The 18,384-nt window shown below is 69.0% G+C and carries 16 protein-coding genes; 12 read left to right on the top strand and 4 right to left on the bottom strand.

Translation table 11 applies throughout. From position 1 onward, the window contains the following. Positions 1 to 61 precede the first annotated feature (61 nt). Both ACXI0U_RS11880 and rimI read left to right on the top strand, forming a co-directional pair. Positions 62 to 208, top strand: a complete 147-nt coding sequence (locus ACXI0U_RS11880; RefSeq protein ID WP_021220067.1) for a hypothetical protein — start codon at positions 62 to 64, stop codon at positions 206 to 208. A gap of 55 nt (positions 209 to 263) precedes the next feature. After that, a complete protein-coding gene (gene rimI, locus ACXI0U_RS11885; protein WP_479550296.1) occupies positions 264 to 1,421 on the top strand; it encodes a ribosomal protein S18-alanine N-acetyltransferase in 1,158 nt (385 codons plus the stop codon). On the opposite strand, the gene ACXI0U_RS11890 is transcribed toward rimI, so the two are convergent. Then, positions 1,364 to 2,032: an O-methyltransferase gene (locus tag ACXI0U_RS11890; RefSeq protein WP_479550297.1), complete on the bottom strand. Its 669-nt coding sequence runs from the start codon at positions 2,030 to 2,032 to the stop codon at positions 1,364 to 1,366. The two genes, rimI and ACXI0U_RS11890, sit on opposite strands and share 58 nt — an antisense overlap. Positions 2,033 to 2,127: 95 nt before the next feature. On the opposite strand from ACXI0U_RS11890, the gene ACXI0U_RS11895 reads away from it, so the two are divergent. The 4 genes from ACXI0U_RS11895 to ACXI0U_RS11910 all read left to right on the top strand — a co-directional run bounded on the left by ACXI0U_RS11895 (position 2,128) and on the right by ACXI0U_RS11910 (position 7,144). Beyond that, a complete protein-coding gene (locus ACXI0U_RS11895) occupies positions 2,128 to 2,763 on the top strand; it encodes a TetR/AcrR family transcriptional regulator (protein WP_479550298.1) in 636 nt (211 codons plus the stop codon). 201 nt (positions 2,764 to 2,964) lie between these two features. Beyond that, positions 2,965 to 4,512 (top strand): AMP-binding protein, encoded by a 1,548-nt coding sequence (locus ACXI0U_RS11900; RefSeq protein WP_374980620.1) that lies wholly within the window; start codon positions 2,965 to 2,967, stop codon positions 4,510 to 4,512. A gap of 14 nt (positions 4,513 to 4,526) precedes the next feature. Further along, positions 4,527 to 5,690, top strand: a complete 1,164-nt coding sequence (locus ACXI0U_RS11905; protein ID WP_479550299.1) for an acyl-CoA dehydrogenase family protein — start codon at positions 4,527 to 4,529, stop codon at positions 5,688 to 5,690. A 155-nt stretch (positions 5,691 to 5,845) separates the two neighbouring features. Further along, positions 5,846 to 7,144, top strand: coding sequence for an MFS transporter (locus ACXI0U_RS11910; RefSeq protein WP_374980618.1), 1,299 nt, complete (start codon positions 5,846 to 5,848; stop codon positions 7,142 to 7,144). Here ACXI0U_RS11910 and ACXI0U_RS11915 read toward each other — a convergent pair. Continuing rightward, positions 7,108 to 8,073 carry a LysR family transcriptional regulator gene (locus tag ACXI0U_RS11915; RefSeq protein ID WP_374980617.1) on the bottom strand — a complete coding sequence of 322 codons (966 nt, stop codon included), beginning with the start codon at positions 8,071 to 8,073 and terminating at the stop codon, positions 7,108 to 7,110. The two genes, ACXI0U_RS11910 and ACXI0U_RS11915, sit on opposite strands and share 37 nt — an antisense overlap. A gap of 337 nt (positions 8,074 to 8,410) precedes the next feature. Then, entirely contained in the window at positions 8,411 to 9,334 is a 924-nt protein-coding gene (locus tag ACXI0U_RS11920) for a LysR family transcriptional regulator (RefSeq protein WP_479550300.1), read from the bottom strand. Between the two features lie 116 nt (positions 9,335 to 9,450). Between ACXI0U_RS11920 and ACXI0U_RS11925 the strand changes: the two genes are divergently transcribed. From ACXI0U_RS11925 to ACXI0U_RS11950, 6 genes are all read left to right on the top strand, one after another. Beyond that, positions 9,451 to 10,779 carry a serine hydrolase domain-containing protein gene (locus tag ACXI0U_RS11925; protein ID WP_479550301.1) on the top strand — a complete coding sequence of 443 codons (1,329 nt, stop codon included), beginning with the start codon at positions 9,451 to 9,453 and terminating at the stop codon, positions 10,777 to 10,779. A 115-nt stretch (positions 10,780 to 10,894) separates the two neighbouring features. Then, positions 10,895 to 12,775 (top strand): DUF1302 domain-containing protein, encoded by a 1,881-nt coding sequence (locus ACXI0U_RS11930; RefSeq protein ID WP_374980614.1) that lies wholly within the window; start codon positions 10,895 to 10,897, stop codon positions 12,773 to 12,775. Between the two features lie 2 nt (positions 12,776 to 12,777). Next, positions 12,778 to 14,124, top strand: coding sequence for a DUF1329 domain-containing protein (locus ACXI0U_RS11935; RefSeq protein WP_431484743.1), 1,347 nt, complete (start codon positions 12,778 to 12,780; stop codon positions 14,122 to 14,124). A gap of 11 nt (positions 14,125 to 14,135) precedes the next feature. Continuing rightward, positions 14,136 to 15,323: an acetyl-CoA C-acyltransferase gene (locus ACXI0U_RS11940; protein WP_021220054.1), complete on the top strand. Its 1,188-nt coding sequence runs from the start codon at positions 14,136 to 14,138 to the stop codon at positions 15,321 to 15,323. Positions 15,324 to 15,415: 92 nt separating this feature from the next. Next, positions 15,416 to 15,799 carry a YidH family protein gene (locus ACXI0U_RS11945; protein WP_031287948.1) on the top strand — a complete coding sequence of 128 codons (384 nt, stop codon included), beginning with the start codon at positions 15,416 to 15,418 and terminating at the stop codon, positions 15,797 to 15,799. Continuing rightward, the gene (locus ACXI0U_RS11950) at positions 15,792 to 16,097 is read left to right on the top strand and encodes a DUF202 domain-containing protein (protein WP_021220052.1); all 306 of its coding nucleotides are present in this window, start codon (positions 15,792 to 15,794) and stop codon (positions 16,095 to 16,097) included. Before ACXI0U_RS11945 ends, ACXI0U_RS11950 begins: the two co-directional genes overlap by 8 nt. Before the next feature lie 202 nt (positions 16,098 to 16,299). Here ACXI0U_RS11950 and ACXI0U_RS11955 read toward each other — a convergent pair whose 3' ends face one another. After that, a complete protein-coding gene (locus ACXI0U_RS11955; protein WP_021220051.1) occupies positions 16,300 to 18,267 on the bottom strand; it encodes an alkyl/aryl-sulfatase in 1,968 nt (655 codons plus the stop codon). Positions 18,268 to 18,384: the final 117 nt, after the last annotated feature.

Genomic DNA, 18,384 nt, shown 5'->3' on the forward strand with positions numbered 1-18,384 from the left:
CCCACTCGCAACCGCCGCCGGGCATCCCGCCCGCTGGCATCACTCACCCCAAGGAAGCCCCATGGAACCCCTGCACATCGCCCTCAGCGTCCTCGTCGCCATCGTCGCCCTGAGCATCGCCATCAACTACGTCGACAGCCGCATGAAGCCCGGCGACCTGGCGCGACAGGCGCGCGACAAGGCGTCGCGACGGACACCCCGCCGCTAAGCCCCTCGCGCCGGGCGCAACCGTGCCCGGCCCCCTGCCTGAGCCAGGAAGCGCCATGAATTTCAGCTTTCGCGATGCCCGCCCCGACGACCTCGACGCCCTGCTCCACCTGGAGAACCAGTGCTTCGAACTCGATCGCCTGTCGCCGCGCAGCTTCCAGTGGATGATCGCCCGCGCCCACGCCAGCCTGGCGGTGGCCGAGGCCGCCGGCCAGGTCATGGGCTACGCGCTGCTGCTGTTCCACCGCGGCACCTCGCTGGCCCGCCTGTACTCCATCGCCATCGCCCCCGACGCCCGTGGCCATGGCCTGGGCAAGGCGCTGCTGGCGGAGGCGGAGCGCCGCGCCCGCGACCACGACTGCGCCTACCTGCGCCTGGAGGTGCGCCCGGACAACCACCCCGCCATCGCCCTCTACGAGCGGGTCGGCTACCGCCGTTTCGCCTGCATCGACGACTACTACGAGGACCACGCCCAGGCGCTGCGCTACGAAAAGCGCATCGTCCAGCGCCCGCTCGATGCCGCGCGGGCGGTGCCCTACTACCAGCAGAGCACCGAGTTCACCTGCGGCCCCGCCTGCCTGATGATGGCCATGGCCGGCCTGCAACCGGGACGCCCGCTCACGCGGCGCGAGGAAGTGCAGCTCTGGCGTGAGGCGACCACGGTGTTCATGACCTCCGGCCACGGCGGCTGCAGCCCCCAGGGGCTGGCCCTGGCCGCCTGGCGCCGGGGCTTTCGCGTGCGCCTGCAGGTCAGTGTCGCAGGCCCCTTGTTCCTCAGCGGCGTGCGCAGCGAAGGCAAGCGCGAGGTCATGCGCCTGGTGCACGAGGCCTTCTGCGACGAGCTGCGCGCGAGCGACGTCGAGCAGGTGCCCGCCAGCCGCCAGGACCTGCCCGCGCAACTCGCCGAAGGCGGCCTGCCGCTGGTGCTGATCAGCAGCTACCAGCTGACCCGCACCAAGGCCCCGCACTGGGTGCTGGTCACCGGCTGCGACGAGGATTTCGTCTACCTCCACGACCCGGACATCGACCACAGCCGCCACCGCCAGGCGCTGGACTGCCAGCACATGCCGGTGAGCCATGCGCGCTTCCAGCGCATGCGCCTGTTCGGCGGCAACAAGCTGCGTGCGTCCGTCGTCCTCTACCCGCCCACCGACGCTCACGCCCCCAGGCGCAGCGACAGTTCCACGTCCTCGGCGAAGGGCACGGAGAGGTAGCCGCTGCCCGCCTCGCGCACCCGCGCCAGGTACTCGGGGCTGTGCTCGGCGTTGTCGGCGATCACCAGCGCGCCGGGGCGCAGGCGGCTTTCCACCAGGGCGAGAATCTCCGGGTAGAGCGCCTTGGCACCGTCGAGCAACAGCAGGTCGATGGCCTCGGGCAGGTCCCGCGCCAGGGTGCTCAGCGCATCGCCCACGCGGAACTCCACCAGGTCCTCCAGCCCGCCGGCGGCGAGGTTGCCACGGGCCCGCGCCACCTTGGTGGGTTCGAACTCGCTGGTGATCAGCCGGCCGCCGCCGTTGTCGCGCAGCGCGGCGGCCAGGTGCAGCGTGGAGATGCCGAAGGAGGTGCCGAACTCGACGATGGTCCGCGCACCGCTGCTGCGCGCCAGCATGTACAGCAGGCGGCCGGTCTCGCGGGAGACGGGCAGCGCCACGTCCTTGAGGCGAGCGTAGAACTCGCGGTATTCGGTCTTGCTCCGCATCAGCCTCGCCACTTCGCCTTCGGCAAGCTCGGCAAGGCTCGGCCCCAGTGCCTGCCAGGCCGTGTCGGCCTCGGCGAACAGGCGGTCCAGCAAGGCGGTGAGGGCGGGTTGGGTCAGGGTGTTCATGCAAGGTCTCCAGGCTTCGTTGAGCGCATCGTCGGCGCCGGAATAGAATGCGATCAATCCGTCAGGTCTTACTATTCGCATTGCCAGGCCCCGCCATGACCGAACGCCAGAACCCGCGTATCTCCTCGCGCAAGCAACCCCAGCAGGCCCGTTCCACCGAGCTGGTCGCCACCATCCTGCAGGCCGCTATTCAGGTTCTGGCCAAGGAGGGCGCGCAGCGCTTCACCACGGCGCGGGTGGCCGAGCGCGCCGGCGTCAGCGTCGGCTCGCTGTACCAGTACTTCCCCAACAAGGCGGCCATCCTGTTCCGCCTGCAGAGCGACGAGTGGCGCCAGACCAGCGAACTGCTGCGCAGCATCCTCGAAGACCTCGCCACCCCGCCGCTGACGCGCCTGCGCACCCTGGTCCACGCCTTCCTCCGCTCCGAATGCGAGGAAGCCGACATGCGCATCGCCCTCGACGACGCCGCCCCGCTCTACCGCGACGCCCCCGAGGCGCAGGAAGCCAAGGCCGCTGCCGGGCGCATCTTCGAAACCTTCATGGAAGAGGTACTGCCCGCCGCCCCGGGCGCCACCCGCACCCTGGCCAGCGACCTGGTCACCACCACCCTCGGCACCGTGGGCAAGCAATTCTCCGAGCGCACGCGCACGGCGGAGGAGATCGAGCGCTACGCCGACGCCATGGCCGACATGCTCTGCGCCTACCTGGAATCGGTTGCCGCGCGGGGATAGAGGGGGAACCGCCCCCGCGCGGACATGACCGCTGCGTAGGGTGGATGGCGCTCTTTCATCCACCAGGCGGAGTCGAATGCAGCACCTCGCCCGCCCCACCCATTCCATATCGATATGGCCCGCATCGTACTGTTGTATTGGTGGCGCGATAGTTCGCTTGGATAGCATCGGCGCACTCTCCCTGCCGATGAGAACAACACGTTGAATTTAGGAAAGATCATCAGCCGCAGTGCGCTGTACTGGCCCGACCAGGAAGCGCTGATCGACAGCCGGCAACGCATCACCTTCGCCCAGCTCGAACGCCACACCAACCGCCTGGCCTCCGGCCTGCAGGCCCTTGGCCTGGCCGAGGGCGCGCACGTGGCGATCCTCGCGCTCAACCGTATCGAGCTGGTGGAGGCCGAGGTGGCCTTCTACAAGGCCGGCATGGTCAAGGTGCCGATCAATGCACGCCTGTCCCTGGACGAAATCATCCAGGTGCTCGACGACTCCCATAGCCAGGCGGTGATCGCCGACGGGCGCTTCGCCGCGGCCCTGCACGCCCGTCGTGGCGAGCTGCCACGGCTGCGCCTGATCGTCTCCCTGGACGGCAGCGCCGGTGACGCCGAATACGCCGCCGTACTGGCGCGCGGCAGCGAGGCGCCGGTGCACTGCGACCCGGCCGACGACGCCCTGGCGGTGCTGCATTACACCTCCGGCAGCTCCGGCGTGCTCAAGGCCGCGATGCTCTCCTTCGGTAACCGCAAGGCGTTGATCCGCAAGAGCATCGCCAGCCCCACCCGCCGTGCCGCACCGGGCGACGTGATGGCCCATGTCGGCCCCATCACCCACGCCAGCGGCATGCAGATCATGCCGCTGCTGGCGGTGGGCGCCTGCAACCTGCTACTGGAGCGCTACGACGATCAGTTGCTGCTGGAGACCATCCAGCGCGAGCGGGTGAACCGCCTGTTCCTGGTGCCGGCGATGATCAACCGCCTGGTCAACGTGCCCGGCGTCGAGCGCTTCGACCTCTCCAGCCTGAACCTGGTGATGTACGGCGCTGCGCCCATGGCCCCGGCCCTGGTCAAGCGCGCCATCGCGCTGTTCGGGCCGATCCTCGCCCAGGGCTACGGCGCCGGCGAAACCTGCTCGCTGGTCACCGTGCTCACCGAGCGCGACCACCTGATCGAGGGCGACGACCCTGATCGCCTGGCCTCCTGCGGGCGCTGCTACTTCGAGACCGACCTGCGGGTGGTCAACGACGCCTTCGAGGACGTACGCCCCGGGGAGATCGGCGAGATCGTGGTCAAGGGCCCGGACATCATGCAGGGCTACTGGCAGGCGCCGGAGCTCACCGCCGAGGTGATGCGCGACGGCTACTACCTCACCGGCGATCTGGCCAGGGTGGATGAGCGCGGCTACGTCTTCATCGTCGACCGCAAGAAGGAAATGATCATTTCCGGCGGCTTCAACATCTACCCCACCGAAGTGGAGCAGGTGCTCTACACCCTGCCCCAGGTGTTCGAGGCGGCGGTGGTCGGCGTGCCCGACGAGCAATGGGGCGAGGCGGTGCGCGCGGTCATCGTGCTCAAGCCCGGCGAGAGCCTCAGCGCCGAGCAGGTCATCGAGCACTGCGGACGCTCCCTGGCCGGCTTCAAGAAGCCGCGCGCGGTGGACTTCGTCCGGGAACTGCCGAAGAACCCCAACGGCAAGGTCGTGCGCCGCCTGATCCGCGAAGCGTACTGGCAGAACAGCGAACGACGGATCTGACGGGAGAACCACACATGATCGAACCAAGCGAAAAAGCCGCGCGTCTCATCGCCGGCATCCAGGCCTTCGTCCGTGACGAACTGGCTCCGTTCGTCGAGCGCGAAGGCATCCTCTGGGGCGAGCCCGTGGCCAGGCCGTTGCTGCGCGACATCTGGCGCCGCTCCTGCGAACTGGGCTTCTACAACGCGATGCTGCCCGAAGCCCTGGGCGGTGCCGGGCTCAACGTCGCCGAGCTGTGCGCGGTGAAGGAAGCGGCGGTGCTCACCGGCTCGCCCCTGGCCCCGCACGTACTGGGCGAGCTCTCCGGCCCGCCGCGTATCGGCCACCTGTTCCGCGTGGCCAGCGAGCACCAGGTCGAGGCCTTCCTGCGCCCGGTCTGCCGCGCCGAGAAGGCGGTGTGCTTCGCCCTCACCGAGGCCGAGGCCGGATCCGACGCCACCGCCATCACCACCGAGGCGCGCCTCGAGGGCGACCACTATGTGCTGCGTGGCGCCAAGCGCTACATCTCCGGCGCGTCCTACGCCGACCTCGCCGTGCTGCTGGCGGTCACCGGCCCCGGTCGCGGCCCGCAGGGCATCTCGGCGTTCTTCGTCGACCTCGCCGCGCCCGGCGTGCGCGTGGACAGCGACTATTCGGTGATGTCCGGCGGCGGCGCCCATGGCGACATCGTCCTGGAGGACGTGCGCGTGCCGGTGGCGAACCGCATCGGCGCCGAGGGCGAAGGCTTCAAGCTGGCCATGGGGCGCATCACCCTCAACCGCCTGCTGCACTGCCCCACCATGCTCGGCATGGCCGGCCTGGCGCTGCAGCTGTCGCTGGACCACGCCCGCACCCGCAAGCAGTTCGGCCAGCCCATCGCCATGTTCCAGGCGGTCAACCACATGCTCGCCGACATGGCCACCGAGCTCTATGCCGCGCGCAGCATGATGTACGCCACGGCGGCCAATAACGACGCCGGCGGCGACATCAAGGTGCAGGCGCCGATGTGCAAGCTGTACGCCTCGGAGACCGCCTTCCGCATCGTCGACAAGGCCGTGCAGGTGCATGGCGGCGCCGGGCTGATCAAGGGGCATCCCGTCGAGTGGATGTTCCGTGCAACCCGTATGATGCGCATCCTCACCGGCACCAGCGAGATCCAGCGCAACACCATCGCCAAGGGCATCCTGATGCCGGGCTGAGCCTCGACATGCGGCTCCGGAGGCACGCCGGCCACGACCCGGCCGTCGCCGTGGGCCGCACCTTGCACCCTCACGCCCTGCGCGGCCCAAGCCCCGCAGCGCCCGTCCGCCAGGAAGCGGCCGGGCTCTTCAGAACAAGAACAACGAGATTCGCCATGACCCGAGAAGACACTGCCTTCCGCCCCGGCCCCGCCTGGACGATCGCCTTCCTGCTGGCCTTCATGATGCTGGTCAACTTCCTCGACAAGGTCGTCATCGGCCTGGTCGCCGTGCCCATGACCCAGGAACTGGGCCTCTCCCCCACCGAGTTCGGCCTGATCGGCGGCGCCCTGCACTGGCTGTTCGCCGTCTCCGCCGTGGTCGGCGGCTTCCTCGCCAACCGCCGCCCCACCCGCACCCTGCTCTTCGGCATGGGCCTGTTCTGGGCGCTGATCCAGCTGCCGATGCTGCTGGCCAGCTCGCTGTGGATGATCGTCGCCTGCCGCGTGCTGCTGGGCATCGGCGAAGGCCCCGCTTCCCCGGTGGCCACCCACGCGTTGTACAAGTGGTTCCCCGACGACCGCCGCAGCCTGCCGGTGGCGCTGCTGCACTCCGGCAGCGCCATGGGCCTGCTGGTAGCCGGCGCGATGATCCCCTGGATCAGCCTGCACTACGGCTGGCGCACCAACTTCGCGGTGCTCGCCGTGATCGGCCTGGTGTGGTGCGGGCTGTGGCTGCTGCTGGGCCGCGAAGGCACGCTCGACACCCTGCGCCGTGGCCAGCTGACGGCGCCCGACGCCCATCGGGTGCCCTACCGCCGCCTGCTCGGCGACCCCAGCGTGCTGGGCAACTACCTCTGCCATTTCGCCGCCAACTGGTCGCTGGCGCTGACCCTGACCTGGGTGCCCAGCTACCTGCAGATCGGCCTGGGCATCGACCCACTGCGCACCGGGCACATGTTCGTGCTCTTCGTGGTGGTCACCACCCCGCTCAGCCTGATCCTGGCCTGGGTGTCGCAACGCCTGCTGCGCCGCGGCCTGCCCTCGCGCCTGGCGCGCGGCGCCTTCGTCTCGGGCTGCCTGATCGCCGGTGGGTTGTTCTCGGCCTCGTTGATGCTGGAACTGCCGGTGGTGGTGCGCATCATCAACCTGACCCTGAGCGGCGGCATGGCCCTGGTGATGTATTCGGTGGGGCCGGCGATGCTCGCCGAGTTCACCCCCAGTAGCCAGCGCGGCGGCATCCTCGCCATCGGCAATGCCGTGGCCTCATTGGCCGGGCTCTCGGCGCCGGTGGTCACCGGCCTGCTGGTGAGCGGCGCCGGTGCCGCCCACCCGCAGGGCTACGCCCAGGGCTTCCTGGTCTGCGGTGGGGTGATGGCACTGGCCGGCCTGGTCGGTCTGCTGACCATGAACCCGCAACGCTCGCGCGAGCGCCTGGCTCAGGACGACACGTCGGCGGTCTGCTCCCGCGCCTGATCCAGCGCCATGCCATCGCGCTCGATCAGGTTGCCGCGCCAGCGGCCGTCGCGCACGGCCTCCACCAGCAGTTCGCGCACCAGGTCACGCATGCACGAGGCGGCGAAGGACAGCGGCCGGTGCACCGAATGGGCGATGGACACGGTGCGGGTGATGCGCGGCTCGACGATCAGCCGCGCGGTGGTCGGCTGGAACAGCTCCAGCAGCGGCGGCCAGTTGATGAGGGTCGCCGCCAGCCCGCTGCGCACCAGGCTGGCGATGCCCGGCGTCGACTGCTGTTCATAGGCGACATTGAGCACCACCCCCGCCTCCATCGCCGCCTGCTCGATGCGCCGCCGCAGGTGCAGCGCCCGAGGCGCCATCACCAGGCGCGTAGCCGCCGCTTCGGCCAGGCTGATGGGCGTCTCATCCCCCTCGCCGTGCCCGACCCAGTAGAGGTCCTCGACGAAGATCGGCTCGGCCGCCACGTGCTGCAATTCCTCGGCATTGGGCAGCACGCCAAAGTCCACCTTGCCCAACTCGATGGCCTGCCCGCCCTCGCGGGTCAGTCCATCGCACACGGTGAGGGCGATGCTGGGAAACTGCCGTGCCGCCCGCGAGATGATTTCCGGCAGCAGCAGCGCCGAAGCCGTCGCCGGGATGGAAATCGACACCTGGCCCTTGGGATCGCCCCGCGTGGAGGCCAGCTCGTCCTTCACCGTGTCCAGCTTCTGCACCACCGAGCGGGCTACTTCGTAGAGCTGGCGCCCGGCACCGGTGAGCGCCACACCATCGTGCTGGCGCTCCAGCAATTGCACCTCCAGTTCGTCCTCCAGCAGGCCGATCTGCCGGCTCAGGGCCGGTTGTGCGATGAACGAGCGGCGCGCCGCCGCAGAGAAGCTTCCCGCCTCGGCGATGGCGATCAGGTAGCGGAGCTGCTTGAGGGTCATGAAGGTCTCACCTATGCCGAACTGATATGGCTGCCATCTGGAATCGCTATGGGCGGCGTTTCTGGAGGCGCGCCTAGTATTCCTGAAAAATCGGCAAGGCGGGATGCCCATGCACAAAGCATCCGGCCCATCGAGCCAACACATTATCGAAATAAAGCGCTGAAAGCCTTGCCACGCAATGGACACAAGTCAGCGAAAGGAAATCCACGGCCCCCGCGCACACTTCGAAAACCTGCCCGGGCAACACACCTTCACGCCCCGGGCGGCACATCGCAGCCCCGGCGTCGGGATCGACTTCGCCCGGATGCCATAACAGGATTGGATGGATAACTCCAAATCACTCCGGGTGCATCACCTCGACACCGAAATTACCCTTGGCGATCTCCTCCCCGAACAGCTCGATGGCCCGGCGGCAAACCGGCGAGAGAAAGCCGTGGGTGCGAGTGGCCATGCCGATGTGGCGGTTCAGGTTGATCTCTCCCGGCGCCAGGTCCAGCGCCGCCATGCCGGTGCCAAAGAACTCGCGACTGTAGCGGGCCAGGGTCAGCATGCGGCTGCCAACGATCAGCTGGTAGGCGTTGGGGCTGCTGAAATCCGCCTCCACGCGCGTGGCGGGCACCGGCAGGCCGCGCTGGCCGAAGGTCTCGTCGAGCATGCGGCGTACCGTGATGTGCCCCGCCGGCAGGGCCCAGTCCTCGCCCACAAGGTCCTCAAGGCGCAGTTGCTTGCGACGGCACAGCGGGTGGTCTGCGTCCGCCGCCACCACCAGGCGATCCTGGTACAGGGGCTGGATATCCAGGTCCGGCTCGAAGGCCTGGATCGGCACGAAGACGATGTCCAGGTCCCCCGCGCGCAGGGCGCTCAGCAGTTCCTGGGCCATGCGGCAGCAGAGCTTGAGCTTGGCCGCCGGACGTTCGCGCAACAGCCGCTTGCAGGCGGTGTGGAGCAATTGGTCGGGGAAGGTCAGCGAATAGCCGATGCGCACCACGCCCTGCTCGCCGGTGAGCAGGCAGCGCATCTCCGCCATGGCGTCGTCGTAGTCGCGGCGCAGCTTCTGGGCGCGCTCCAGGAACAGCTCGCCGGCCTGGGTGGGGCGCATGCCCTGGGGCACCCGCTCGAACAGCTGCAGGCCCAGCTGCTCCTCGACCCGGCGCACCGCCTTGGTCAGCGCGGGCTGGGAAATGCCCAGTGCCTCGGCGGCCTTGCCGATGGAGCCGTTGTGGCGGACGGCGACGACGTATTCAAGATCACGGGTGTCCAAAGGGCATTCCTTATGGTTATGACTTCGACCTCAACGGTTCATTGTATCTATGCCTGGTGCTGCCTAACATCCGCAAAAAAGCCCCCCGGGCACAACCCGCCAATGGGATAACAACAATGACGCCAAGCCCCTCACCGTCGCGCCAGCGGCACGCCCTCGGCCTGCTGCTGGGCACCGGCCTCCTGCTCACCTGCACCCTGCAACCGGCCCACGCCACCACCGCGCCCAGCGCCGGTGTCATGCAGGGCTTCCCCCCCGCTCCGGAGCTCCGCGTGAACAAAGCCAACGCCTTCCTGCCGCCGTACCTGCGCTGGTCCATGACCCATGCCCGCGAAGTGTCCGCCACCCGTAACCTGGCCCGGGCACGCACACCCCTGGCTCTGGCCGCCGGCCAACCGCTGGACCTGGCCGCGCTGAGCTTCAAGGCCGGCGATGAAACCCTCGTCCTCGACCAGTACCTGCAGGAAACCGTCACCGACGGCTTCATCGTCCTGCACCACGGGCGGGTGATCTACGAGCGCCACCTGGACGGCCTGGGCGAGCGCCAGCCGCATATCTGGGCCTCCATGACCAAGTCGGTCACCGGCCTGCTGGCCGCGCAGTTCATCGCCGAGGGCACCCTCGACCCGCAGGCCCGCCTGGCCCACTACGTGCACGAGCTCGAAGGCACGCCCTTCGGCGAAAGCAGCGTGCGCGCCAACCTCGACATGCTGGTGGAGGTGGCCTACCCGAAGAGCGTGCCGCCGGACCTCGGCCTGTTCGCCGCCGCCGGCCTGATCCCTCGCAAGCCGGGCATGCCCGAGGACATCTACGCCTTCCTCAAGATGGCCCAGCGCAGTGGCGACGGCACGAGCGCGGCGCCGTTCTTCTACCAGAACGGCTCCCCCGAAGCCCTGGCCTGGGCGCTGCGGCGCATCTCCGGCAAGACCTGGGCGGAACTGGTGGAGGAACGCATCTGGTCGCGCTTCGCCGAAGAAGACGCCTACGTGCAGGTGGACCCACTGGGCACCGAGATGGCCAGCGGCGGCATCAGCTGCAACCTGCGGGACACCGCGCGCTTCGCCGAGCTGGTGCGCCGCGAACTGGGCCGCGAGACGCCCGGGGACAGCTTCAACCAGGCGGTGCGCAGCCTCCTTCAATCCGGTGACAAGGCGGCCTTCGACCGCGGCAACCTCGCCCCCGGCCGCCCGGGCTACACCTACCGCAACTACTGGTTCCAGAAAAACGATGGCGACGGCTCCCTCGAAGCCAGCGGGCGCTTCGGCCAGAAGATCTACATCAACCCCGCGCGCGAGCTGGTGATCGTCAAGCTCTCGGCCACGCCGGACCAGGCCCGTCGCGCCACCAGCGTCAGCGGCGAAGACCGCGCCGGCACCCGCGCCATCGACTCGGCCACCACCTTCAACAACCTGGTCAGCGCCCTGCTCGACCAACTGCCGCACTAAACCCCACCCCCGGCCACGCCAAAGGCTGCGCAGGCGACTGCGCAGCCCGGGCGGCGCCTTGCCCGCGCACAGCCCAGGCCGGCCACCGACCCGACAACAACAACGAGAGGGTTTCATGAACGGTTCGACCTCACCCCAGCGCGACCGCATCCGGCGCGCCTTCCGCCCCACCGCCCTGGCCCTGGGCGTCGCCCTGGCCGCAGCGGCCCCGCTGTCCCAGGCCGCCACCTGGCAGCTGGACGACGACTGGAGCCTGACCAGCAACACCTCGCTGTCCCTGGGCACCAGCTGGTCGCTGGAGAACGCCGACAGGCACCTGATGAACAAGGCCGACGCCGCGACCATCGGCAAGACCGGTACGGGCACCAACTACAACGGTGACGACGGCAAGCTCAACTACGACAAGGGCGACACTATTTCCACCCTGTTCAAGGGCCTGACCGACTTCGACCTCAACGACGGCTCCCAGGGCGCCTTCGTCCGCGTCAAGTACTGGTACGACCACGCCATGGAGACCGGCGACGGCGACTTCACCCGCTTCGATGATTCCGGCTGGCAGGACCTGGCCCGCTTCAAGGGCTTCGAAGTCCTCGACGCCTACCTCTGGAAGGACCTCGAGCTGGCCGGCCGCCCGCTGAGCCTGAAGCTCGGCAAGCAGGTGCTGAGCTGGGGCGAGGCACTGTTCCTGCAGAACGGTGTGAACGCCATCAACCCCCTGGACGTCTCCGCCTTCAACCGCCCCGGCACCGAGCTCAAGGAGGGCCTGCTGCCGGCGGAAATGTTCAGCTTCAACTACGACCTGACCGACGCCGTCAGCCTCGAGGGCTTCTGGCAGTACAACTTCCGCCCCTCGGTGCTCGAAGGCTGCGGCACCTTCTTCAGCTCCAACGATTCGCTGCAGGAAGGCTGCGGGGCCGACAAGCTGATCGCCGGTGGCATCTCCACCACCGCCAACTCCAGCGTGGAGAACGCCCTCGACGTGCCCGCGGCGCTGCGCCCGGCTTCCGAGCGCTACCTGCAGCGCACCGCCACCGACTGGGCCAGCGACAACGGCCAGTACGGCCTGGCCATGCACTACCTGATCGACTCGCTGAACAACGCCGACCTCGGCCTCTACTACCTGAACTACCACAGCCGCACACCGGTGCTCTCGGGGGTGATCGCCCGCCAGGCGCCGAACGCCGCCGGCAACCCCGGCCCCAACATCAACACCGGCGACTACTTCACCGTCTACCCGGAGAACATCCGCCTGTTCGGCGCCAGCCTCAGCGCCGTGGTCGGCGACACCGCCGTGTTCAGCGAGTTGAGCTACCGCCCCAACATGCCGCTGAACCTCAACTCCTCCGACCTGGTCAACCTGCTCGCCGGCCAGGCCAACAGCTGGATCATGCCCATGAACGCGGCGCAGCTGGCCGAGGCCCGTGGCAGCCGGGTGGATGGCTACCGGCGCAAGGAAGTGTGGCAATTCAGCCTCGGCGCCGCCGACAGCCTGTCCAACGTGCTCGGCGCCCAGCGCCTGGCCTGGGCCGTGGAGGCCGGCGCCAACTGGATCGGCGGGCTCGACCCGCAGGACGAGCGCTTCGGCCGCTCCGGTGCCTTCGGCCGCACGCCCACCTCCGATGGCACGCCCTGCTTCACCCCCTCGGCACAGAACGCGGCGGGCCTCACCGCCGAGGAACTGGCTGCGGCCAACCACTGCAACACCCACGGGGTGATGACCGCCTTCTCCTGGGGCTATCGCCTGCGCATGGGCCTGAACTACGAAGGCGTGCTGCCGGCCACCGTCATCACGCCCTCGATCAACTGGCGCCACGACGTCGAGGGCTATGGCCCCAGCTTCCAGGAAGGCCAGCAGGCCGTAGGCCTCGCCCTCACATTCGACTACCGCAACGACTACTCCCTCGAGCTGGCCTACAACAGCTTCTTCGGCTCGAACGAGTTCTCCGTCATCGATGACCGCGACTTCGCCTCGGTCACCCTCAAAGCGAGCTTCTGACCATGACTCCCGCCTTCAAGCACCTCACCCTGGCCATCGCCCTGCTGGCCGCCGGCTCCCTGGCCCAGGCCAAGGAAAACGACCCCGCCCGCCTGGACGGCCCGCTCACCCCGGTGGGCGCCGAGCGCGCCGCCAACGCCGACGGCAGCATCCCCGCCTGGGACGGCGGCATGAAACCCGGGGCGGCACCGGTCAGCGCCAACGGCGACTACAGCGACCCCTTCGCCGCCGAGCAGCCGCTGTACGAGATCACCCGGGCCAACCTGGAGCAGTACCGCGATCAGCTCAGCCCGGGCCAGCAAGGCATGCTCACCCGCTACCCGGACTACCGCATGCGCGTGTACCCCAGCCACCGCAGCGCCGCCGTGCCCCAGGCCTACCTCGACGAGACCCGTGCCAACCTCGCCAAGGTCAGCCTGACCGATGGCGGCTACGGCCTGGACGGCTACAACTTCGGCGTGCCCTTCCCCCAGCCCACCGAGGGGCTGGAAGTGATGTGGAACCACCTGACCCGCTACCGCGGCGGCTCCATCCGCCGCCAGTTCGCCTCGGCCACCGTGCAGGAGCGAGGCGACTACACCCTGGTCAATTCCGACGGCCTGACCGCCTTCCGCGAACGGGTCAGCGACCTCGAACCCGGCGAGAACCTGTTGTTCTTCAACCGCGTGCGCACCACCGCGCCCTCGCGCTATGCGGGCGAGGTGACCCTCGTGCACGAGCCCATCAACCAGGTCTCCGGGCCGCGCTCGGCCTGGCAGTACAACCCCGGCCAGCGCCGCGTGCGCCGCGCCCCCACCGTGGCCTACGACAGCAGCGCGCGCTACAGCTTCGGCCAGGTGGTGGCGGACAGCGTCGACGGCTACAACGGCGCGCCCGACCGCTACGACTGGAAGCTGCTCGGCAAGCGCGAAATGCTCGTGCCCTACAACGCCTACCGCATGGCCAGCAAGCAGGTGCGCTACGCCGACCTGCTCAAGCCCGGCTACCTCAACCCCGACTACGCACGCTACGAGAAGCACCGCGTCTGGGTGGTGGAAGCCACCCTCAAGCCCAACAGCCGCCATGTCTATGGCAAGCGCCGCTTCTACCTCGACGAGGACACCTGGCAGATCCTTGCCGCCGACATGTACGACGCCCGTGGCGAGTTGTGGCGCAGCTACGAGTCGCACCTGGCCATGCTGCATGACATCCAGTTGCCGCTGACCGTGGCCGAAGCCACCTACGACCTGATCTCCGGCCGCTACGCGGTGAACTACCTGACCAACGAGGTCACCAGCAAGGCGCAGTACGGCGAGTCCATGTCCAAGGCCGAATTCACCCCGGCGCAGCTCAAGCGCCTGGGCAAGTGAGGGCACGCACCATGACAGAAGCCGTCATCCTCGCCACCGCCCGTACCCCCATCGCCAAGGCCTTCCGTGGCGCCTTTAACGTCACCCGTTCGCCGAGCATGGCGGCCTTCGCCATCCGCGCCGCGGTGGAGCGCGCCGGCATAGAGGCCGGCGAGATCGAGGACCTGGTGATGGGCACGGCGATGCCCGCCGGCACTGCCGGCTGGAACCTCGGCCGCATGAGCGCCCTGGCCGCCGGCCTGCCGGTCTCGGTCAGCGGCCAGACCATCGACCGCCAGTGCGCCTCCGGGTTGATGGCCATCGCCACCGCCGCCAAGCAGATCACCGGCGACGGCATGCAGGTGACCCTCGGTGCCGGCCAGGAGCACATCAGCCTGGTGCAGCATCGCCACAACGAGTGGATCACCGAGTACCAGGACGAACAGGTCATCGCCCATGCGCCCCACGCCTACCTGCCCATGCTGCAGACCGCCGAGCAGGTCGCCCGGCGCTACGGCATCAGCCGCGAGGCCCAGGACGCCTACGCGCTGCAGTCCCAGCAGCGCACCGCCGCCGCCCAGCGCGACGGGTTGTTCGCCAGCGAGATCGTTCCGGTACGGGTGCGCAGGCAGGTCGTCGACAAGCACAGCGGTGCCACAGGCTTCGAGGAGGTGACCCTCACCCAGGACGAAGGCAACCGCCCGCAGACGCGCCTGGAAGACCTCGCTGCCCTGAAGCCGGTGATCGACGGCGGTTGCGTCACCGCCGGCAACGCCAGCCAGCTGTCCGACGGCGCCAGCGCCTGCGTGCTGATGGATGGGCGCCTGGCCGAACGACGCAACCTCGATCCCCTGGGCGCCTACCGCGGCATCGCCGTGGCCGGCCTGGCACCGGAGGAGATGGGCATCGGCCCGGTGCTGGCGGTGCCGAAACTGCTCAAGGCCCACGGCCTGCGGGTGGATGACATCGGCCTGTGGGAGCTGAACGAGGCCTTCGCCTGCCAGGTGTTGTACTGCCGCGACCGACTCGGCATCGACAACGACCGGCTCAACGTCAACGGTGGTGCCATCGCCATCGGCCACCCCTATGGCATGAGCGGCGCGCGCATGGTCGGCCACGCCCTGCTGGAGGGCCGTCGACGCGGCGTGCGCTACGTGGTGGTGACCCTGTGCGTGGGGGGCGGCATGGGTGCCGCCGGCCTGTTCGAGGTCTACGGGTGATCGCCTTCGCCGACCACGCCTCGCTGCCCGCCGGCATCCCCTGAAGCCCCCCCTGCGACCGCCCGGCGGTCCTTCACATTCGCCGAGTAGCCATGCCCAGACCCGCACCACGCCCCCCGCTCAGCCAGCGCCTATTGGGCGGCGACGAACCCGACCCGCGCTTCACCCTGGCCAACGAACGCACCTTCCTGGCCTGGATACGCACCGCCCTCGCCCTGCTGGGCGGCGGCATCGCCGTGGAAACCTTCGCCGGCCAGGCCTTCGAGCCGCGCCTGCGCCTGGTCATCACCCTCGGCCTGCTGTCGCTGAGCCTGTTGGTCAGCCTCGGGGCCTGCCTGCGCTGGCTGGCGCTTGAGCGCGCCCTGCGTCACCGCCGCGCCCTGCCCCTGCCGGCCCTGGTGCCGCTGCTGGCGCTCGGCTGCTGCGTGGCGGCGCTGGTCCTGGCCGGGCTGTTCTGGCCGCGCTGGCATGGGTGAAACCCAGGCCGAACGCACCGAACTCGCCTGGCGGCGCACCCAGCTTTCGCTGCTGGTGATCGCCTGCCTGGCCTTGCGCGGCGCCGACCCGTTACTGGCGCTGGTCGCCCTCGGCAGCGCCACCGTTCTCTGGCTCGGCCAGCACCCGCGCTACCGCCACAGCCTCGCCATGCTGCGCGACGAAAACGGCCGGGCACGGCCCTGCACCGTGCTCGGTACCGGCCTGGCGATGGGGGTGATGACGTTGCTGGCGATGGCGAAGGCCGCGATGGCTGGCTGCCCCGCCTCCCCGGGCTGAAGCCCGGGCTACGCCGGCGGATGCGCCCTGCGGCAGTGCGCACGGCACTTCCTACGGCACGATCCCATCCTGTCGAGCCTTCGGCGCGAAGGGCCCCAGGTCGGGTGCGACCCGACAGGCCCGATCGCGAATGAATGCGCGCCTACGGGTTTCCCCTGTGCGCAAACGCCATGCCCACCGGCTCGGCGGGCATGGCGGGGGCTCAGGGGGTGACCAGGTTGAACTGCGGGTTGGCCTCGTCCAGGCCACCGAGCAGGCGCAGCAGCTTGATGCGGCCCTGGTCGATGTCGATGCCGCCGATCATCGATTCCTTGAGGAAGCCGGTTTCCTTGAGGGCGATACGATCGAGCAGCGCCTTGGTCATGCTCAGGCTGACGTCCGGCTCGGCATGGCGGGCGCCGTTGCGGTGGGTGAGCACGCCGTTGCGCAGGGTCAGGGCGTAGTCCTCGCCGAGGTCGCTGAAGCGCCAGTTGATCAGTAGGTCCTCGTCAGCCGCCTTCATCGCGTCGATGCGCACCGCCAGGTAGTCGAAGAACAGGCTCGGGGTCAGCGCGCGGACCATGTCCGGCGCGCTGTTGCGCACCTTGCCCTGGGCCACGCCCTGGCGCAGCTCCAGGGCGCCGCTGAGGTAGATGTTGCGCCAGGTGGCGTTCTCGCTCTGGTAGCCGAGCTGCTCCAGGGTGTCGGCCTGCAGGGCGTGGGCGGCCGGGTTGCCGGGTTCGGCGAAGACCAGGTGGTTGAGCAGTTGCGCCGCCCAGCGATAGTCGCCGGCCTCGTACGCCTTGCGCGCCTGGACCAGCACCGCCTCCGCACCACCCATGGCCTCGACGTAGCGCTTGCCCGCTTCTTCCGGCGGCAGCGGGTCGAGGTTGGCCGGGTTGCCGTCGTAGAAGCCCATGTAGCGCTGGTACACGGCGCGCACGTTATGGCTGAGGGAACCGTAGTAGTCACGGCTGTACCACTTGCCAGCCAGGCGCGGCGGCAGGGTCGTCAGCTTCGCGGCGATCTCGGTGGGCGTCAGCCCCTGGTTGATCAGGCGCAGCGTCTGGCTGTCGAGGAAGGCGTACATGTCGCGCTGGTCGGCCAGGTACTCGCGTATCCGCGCGCCGCCCCAGGTCGGCCAGTGATGCTGGGCGAACAGCACCTCGGCCTTGTCGCCGTAGCGCACCAGCGCATCGTCCAGGTAATGCGCCCAGACCTTGGAGTCCCGCACCAGTGCGCCGCGCAGGGTCAGCACGTTGTGCTGGGTGTGGGTGGCGTTCTCGGCCATGCACAGGGTCTTGAACTGCGGGAAGTACATGTTCATCTCCGCCGGCGCCTCGGTACCGGGGGTGAGCTGGAACTCGATCTCCACGCCGTCGACGGTGCGGGTCTCCACCGCCTGGCTGATCACCTCGCTGGGGGCGATCAGGGTCACCGTGGCGTTGCTCGGCGTGCCCTTGCCCAGGCCCGCATCCACCTGGCCCTGCACGCCGCGCGGCAGCAACGAGCCGTACATGTACTGGGCGCGGCGCATCATCGCCGGGCCGGCCAGCACGTTCTCGCTGACCGCATGCTCGAAGAAGCCTTCCGGGGCGATCACCCGCACCTTGCCAGCCTTCACGTCGGCTTCGTCTATCACCCCGCGCACACCGCCGAAGTGGTCGACGTGGGCATGGCTGTAGATCACCGCCACCACCGGCTTGCGCGGCCGGTGCTTGTAGTACAGCTCCAGGCCGGCGCGGGCGGTCTCGGCACTGATCAGCGGATCGATGAGGATCAGCCCGCTGTCGCCCTCGATGACGGTCATGTTCGACAGATCCATGCCGCGCACCTGATAGATGCGCTCGCCGACCTCGAACAGCCCGGCGATGTTGTTCAACTGGGCGATGCGCCACAGGCTCGGATTGACGCTGGCCGGCGCCTCGTTGCCGTCGAGGAAGTCGTAGGCCCGGCGGTTCCACACCTCCTTGCCCTCGGTGTTGGCGATGACGCCATCGAAGGCTTCCACCAGGCCGCGCCGGGCGTCGTCGAAGTCGGTCTTGTCGGAGAACGGCAGGTGCTGCAGCCAGGACTGGTTCAGCTCGGCGGTGATGGCCGTGGCGGGCTTGCCGGTGGCGGCGGAGTCGGCGTACACGACGCCGCAGGACAGGAGCGCCAGGGCAAGGGCGCTGAGACGGGAAATGGGCATGAAGGGGCTCTTTCTGGTCTTGTTGGAATGAGCGGCCGCAACGGTCGCCGTCCGACTCTAGGGAGCATGGTGCGGGCCGGCCAATACCAGAGGCGCATGCCCCCCATGCCGCACCGC

The sequence above is a fragment of the Pseudomonas sp. C9D1 genome, from assembly GCF_056491235.1.

Coding starts and splice junctions, on each gene's coding strand:
- ACXI0U_RS11880 (WP_021220067.1), top strand. CDS start 62: ATGGAACCCCTGCACATCGCCCTCAGCGTCCTCGTCGCCATCGTCGCC.
- rimI (WP_479550296.1), top strand. CDS start 264: ATGAATTTCAGCTTTCGCGATGCCCGCCCCGACGACCTCGACGCCCTG.
- ACXI0U_RS11890 (WP_479550297.1), bottom strand. CDS start 2,032: ATGAACACCCTGACCCAACCCGCCCTCACCGCCTTGCTGGACCGCCTG.
- ACXI0U_RS11895 (WP_479550298.1), top strand. CDS start 2,128: ATGACCGAACGCCAGAACCCGCGTATCTCCTCGCGCAAGCAACCCCAG.
- ACXI0U_RS11905 (WP_479550299.1), top strand. CDS start 4,527: ATGATCGAACCAAGCGAAAAAGCCGCGCGTCTCATCGCCGGCATCCAG.
- ACXI0U_RS11910 (WP_374980618.1), top strand. CDS start 5,846: ATGACCCGAGAAGACACTGCCTTCCGCCCCGGCCCCGCCTGGACGATC.
- ACXI0U_RS11915 (WP_374980617.1), bottom strand. CDS start 8,073: ATGACCCTCAAGCAGCTCCGCTACCTGATCGCCATCGCCGAGGCGGGA.
- ACXI0U_RS11925 (WP_479550301.1), top strand. CDS start 9,451: ATGACGCCAAGCCCCTCACCGTCGCGCCAGCGGCACGCCCTCGGCCTG.
- ACXI0U_RS11930 (WP_374980614.1), top strand. CDS start 10,895: ATGAACGGTTCGACCTCACCCCAGCGCGACCGCATCCGGCGCGCCTTC.
- ACXI0U_RS11935 (WP_431484743.1), top strand. CDS start 12,778: ATGACTCCCGCCTTCAAGCACCTCACCCTGGCCATCGCCCTGCTGGCC.
- ACXI0U_RS11940 (WP_021220054.1), top strand. CDS start 14,136: ATGACAGAAGCCGTCATCCTCGCCACCGCCCGTACCCCCATCGCCAAG.
- ACXI0U_RS11945 (WP_031287948.1), top strand. CDS start 15,416: ATGCCCAGACCCGCACCACGCCCCCCGCTCAGCCAGCGCCTATTGGGC.
- ACXI0U_RS11950 (WP_021220052.1), top strand. CDS start 15,792: ATGGGTGAAACCCAGGCCGAACGCACCGAACTCGCCTGGCGGCGCACC.
- ACXI0U_RS11955 (WP_021220051.1), bottom strand. CDS start 18,267: ATGCCCATTTCCCGTCTCAGCGCCCTTGCCCTGGCGCTCCTGTCCTGC.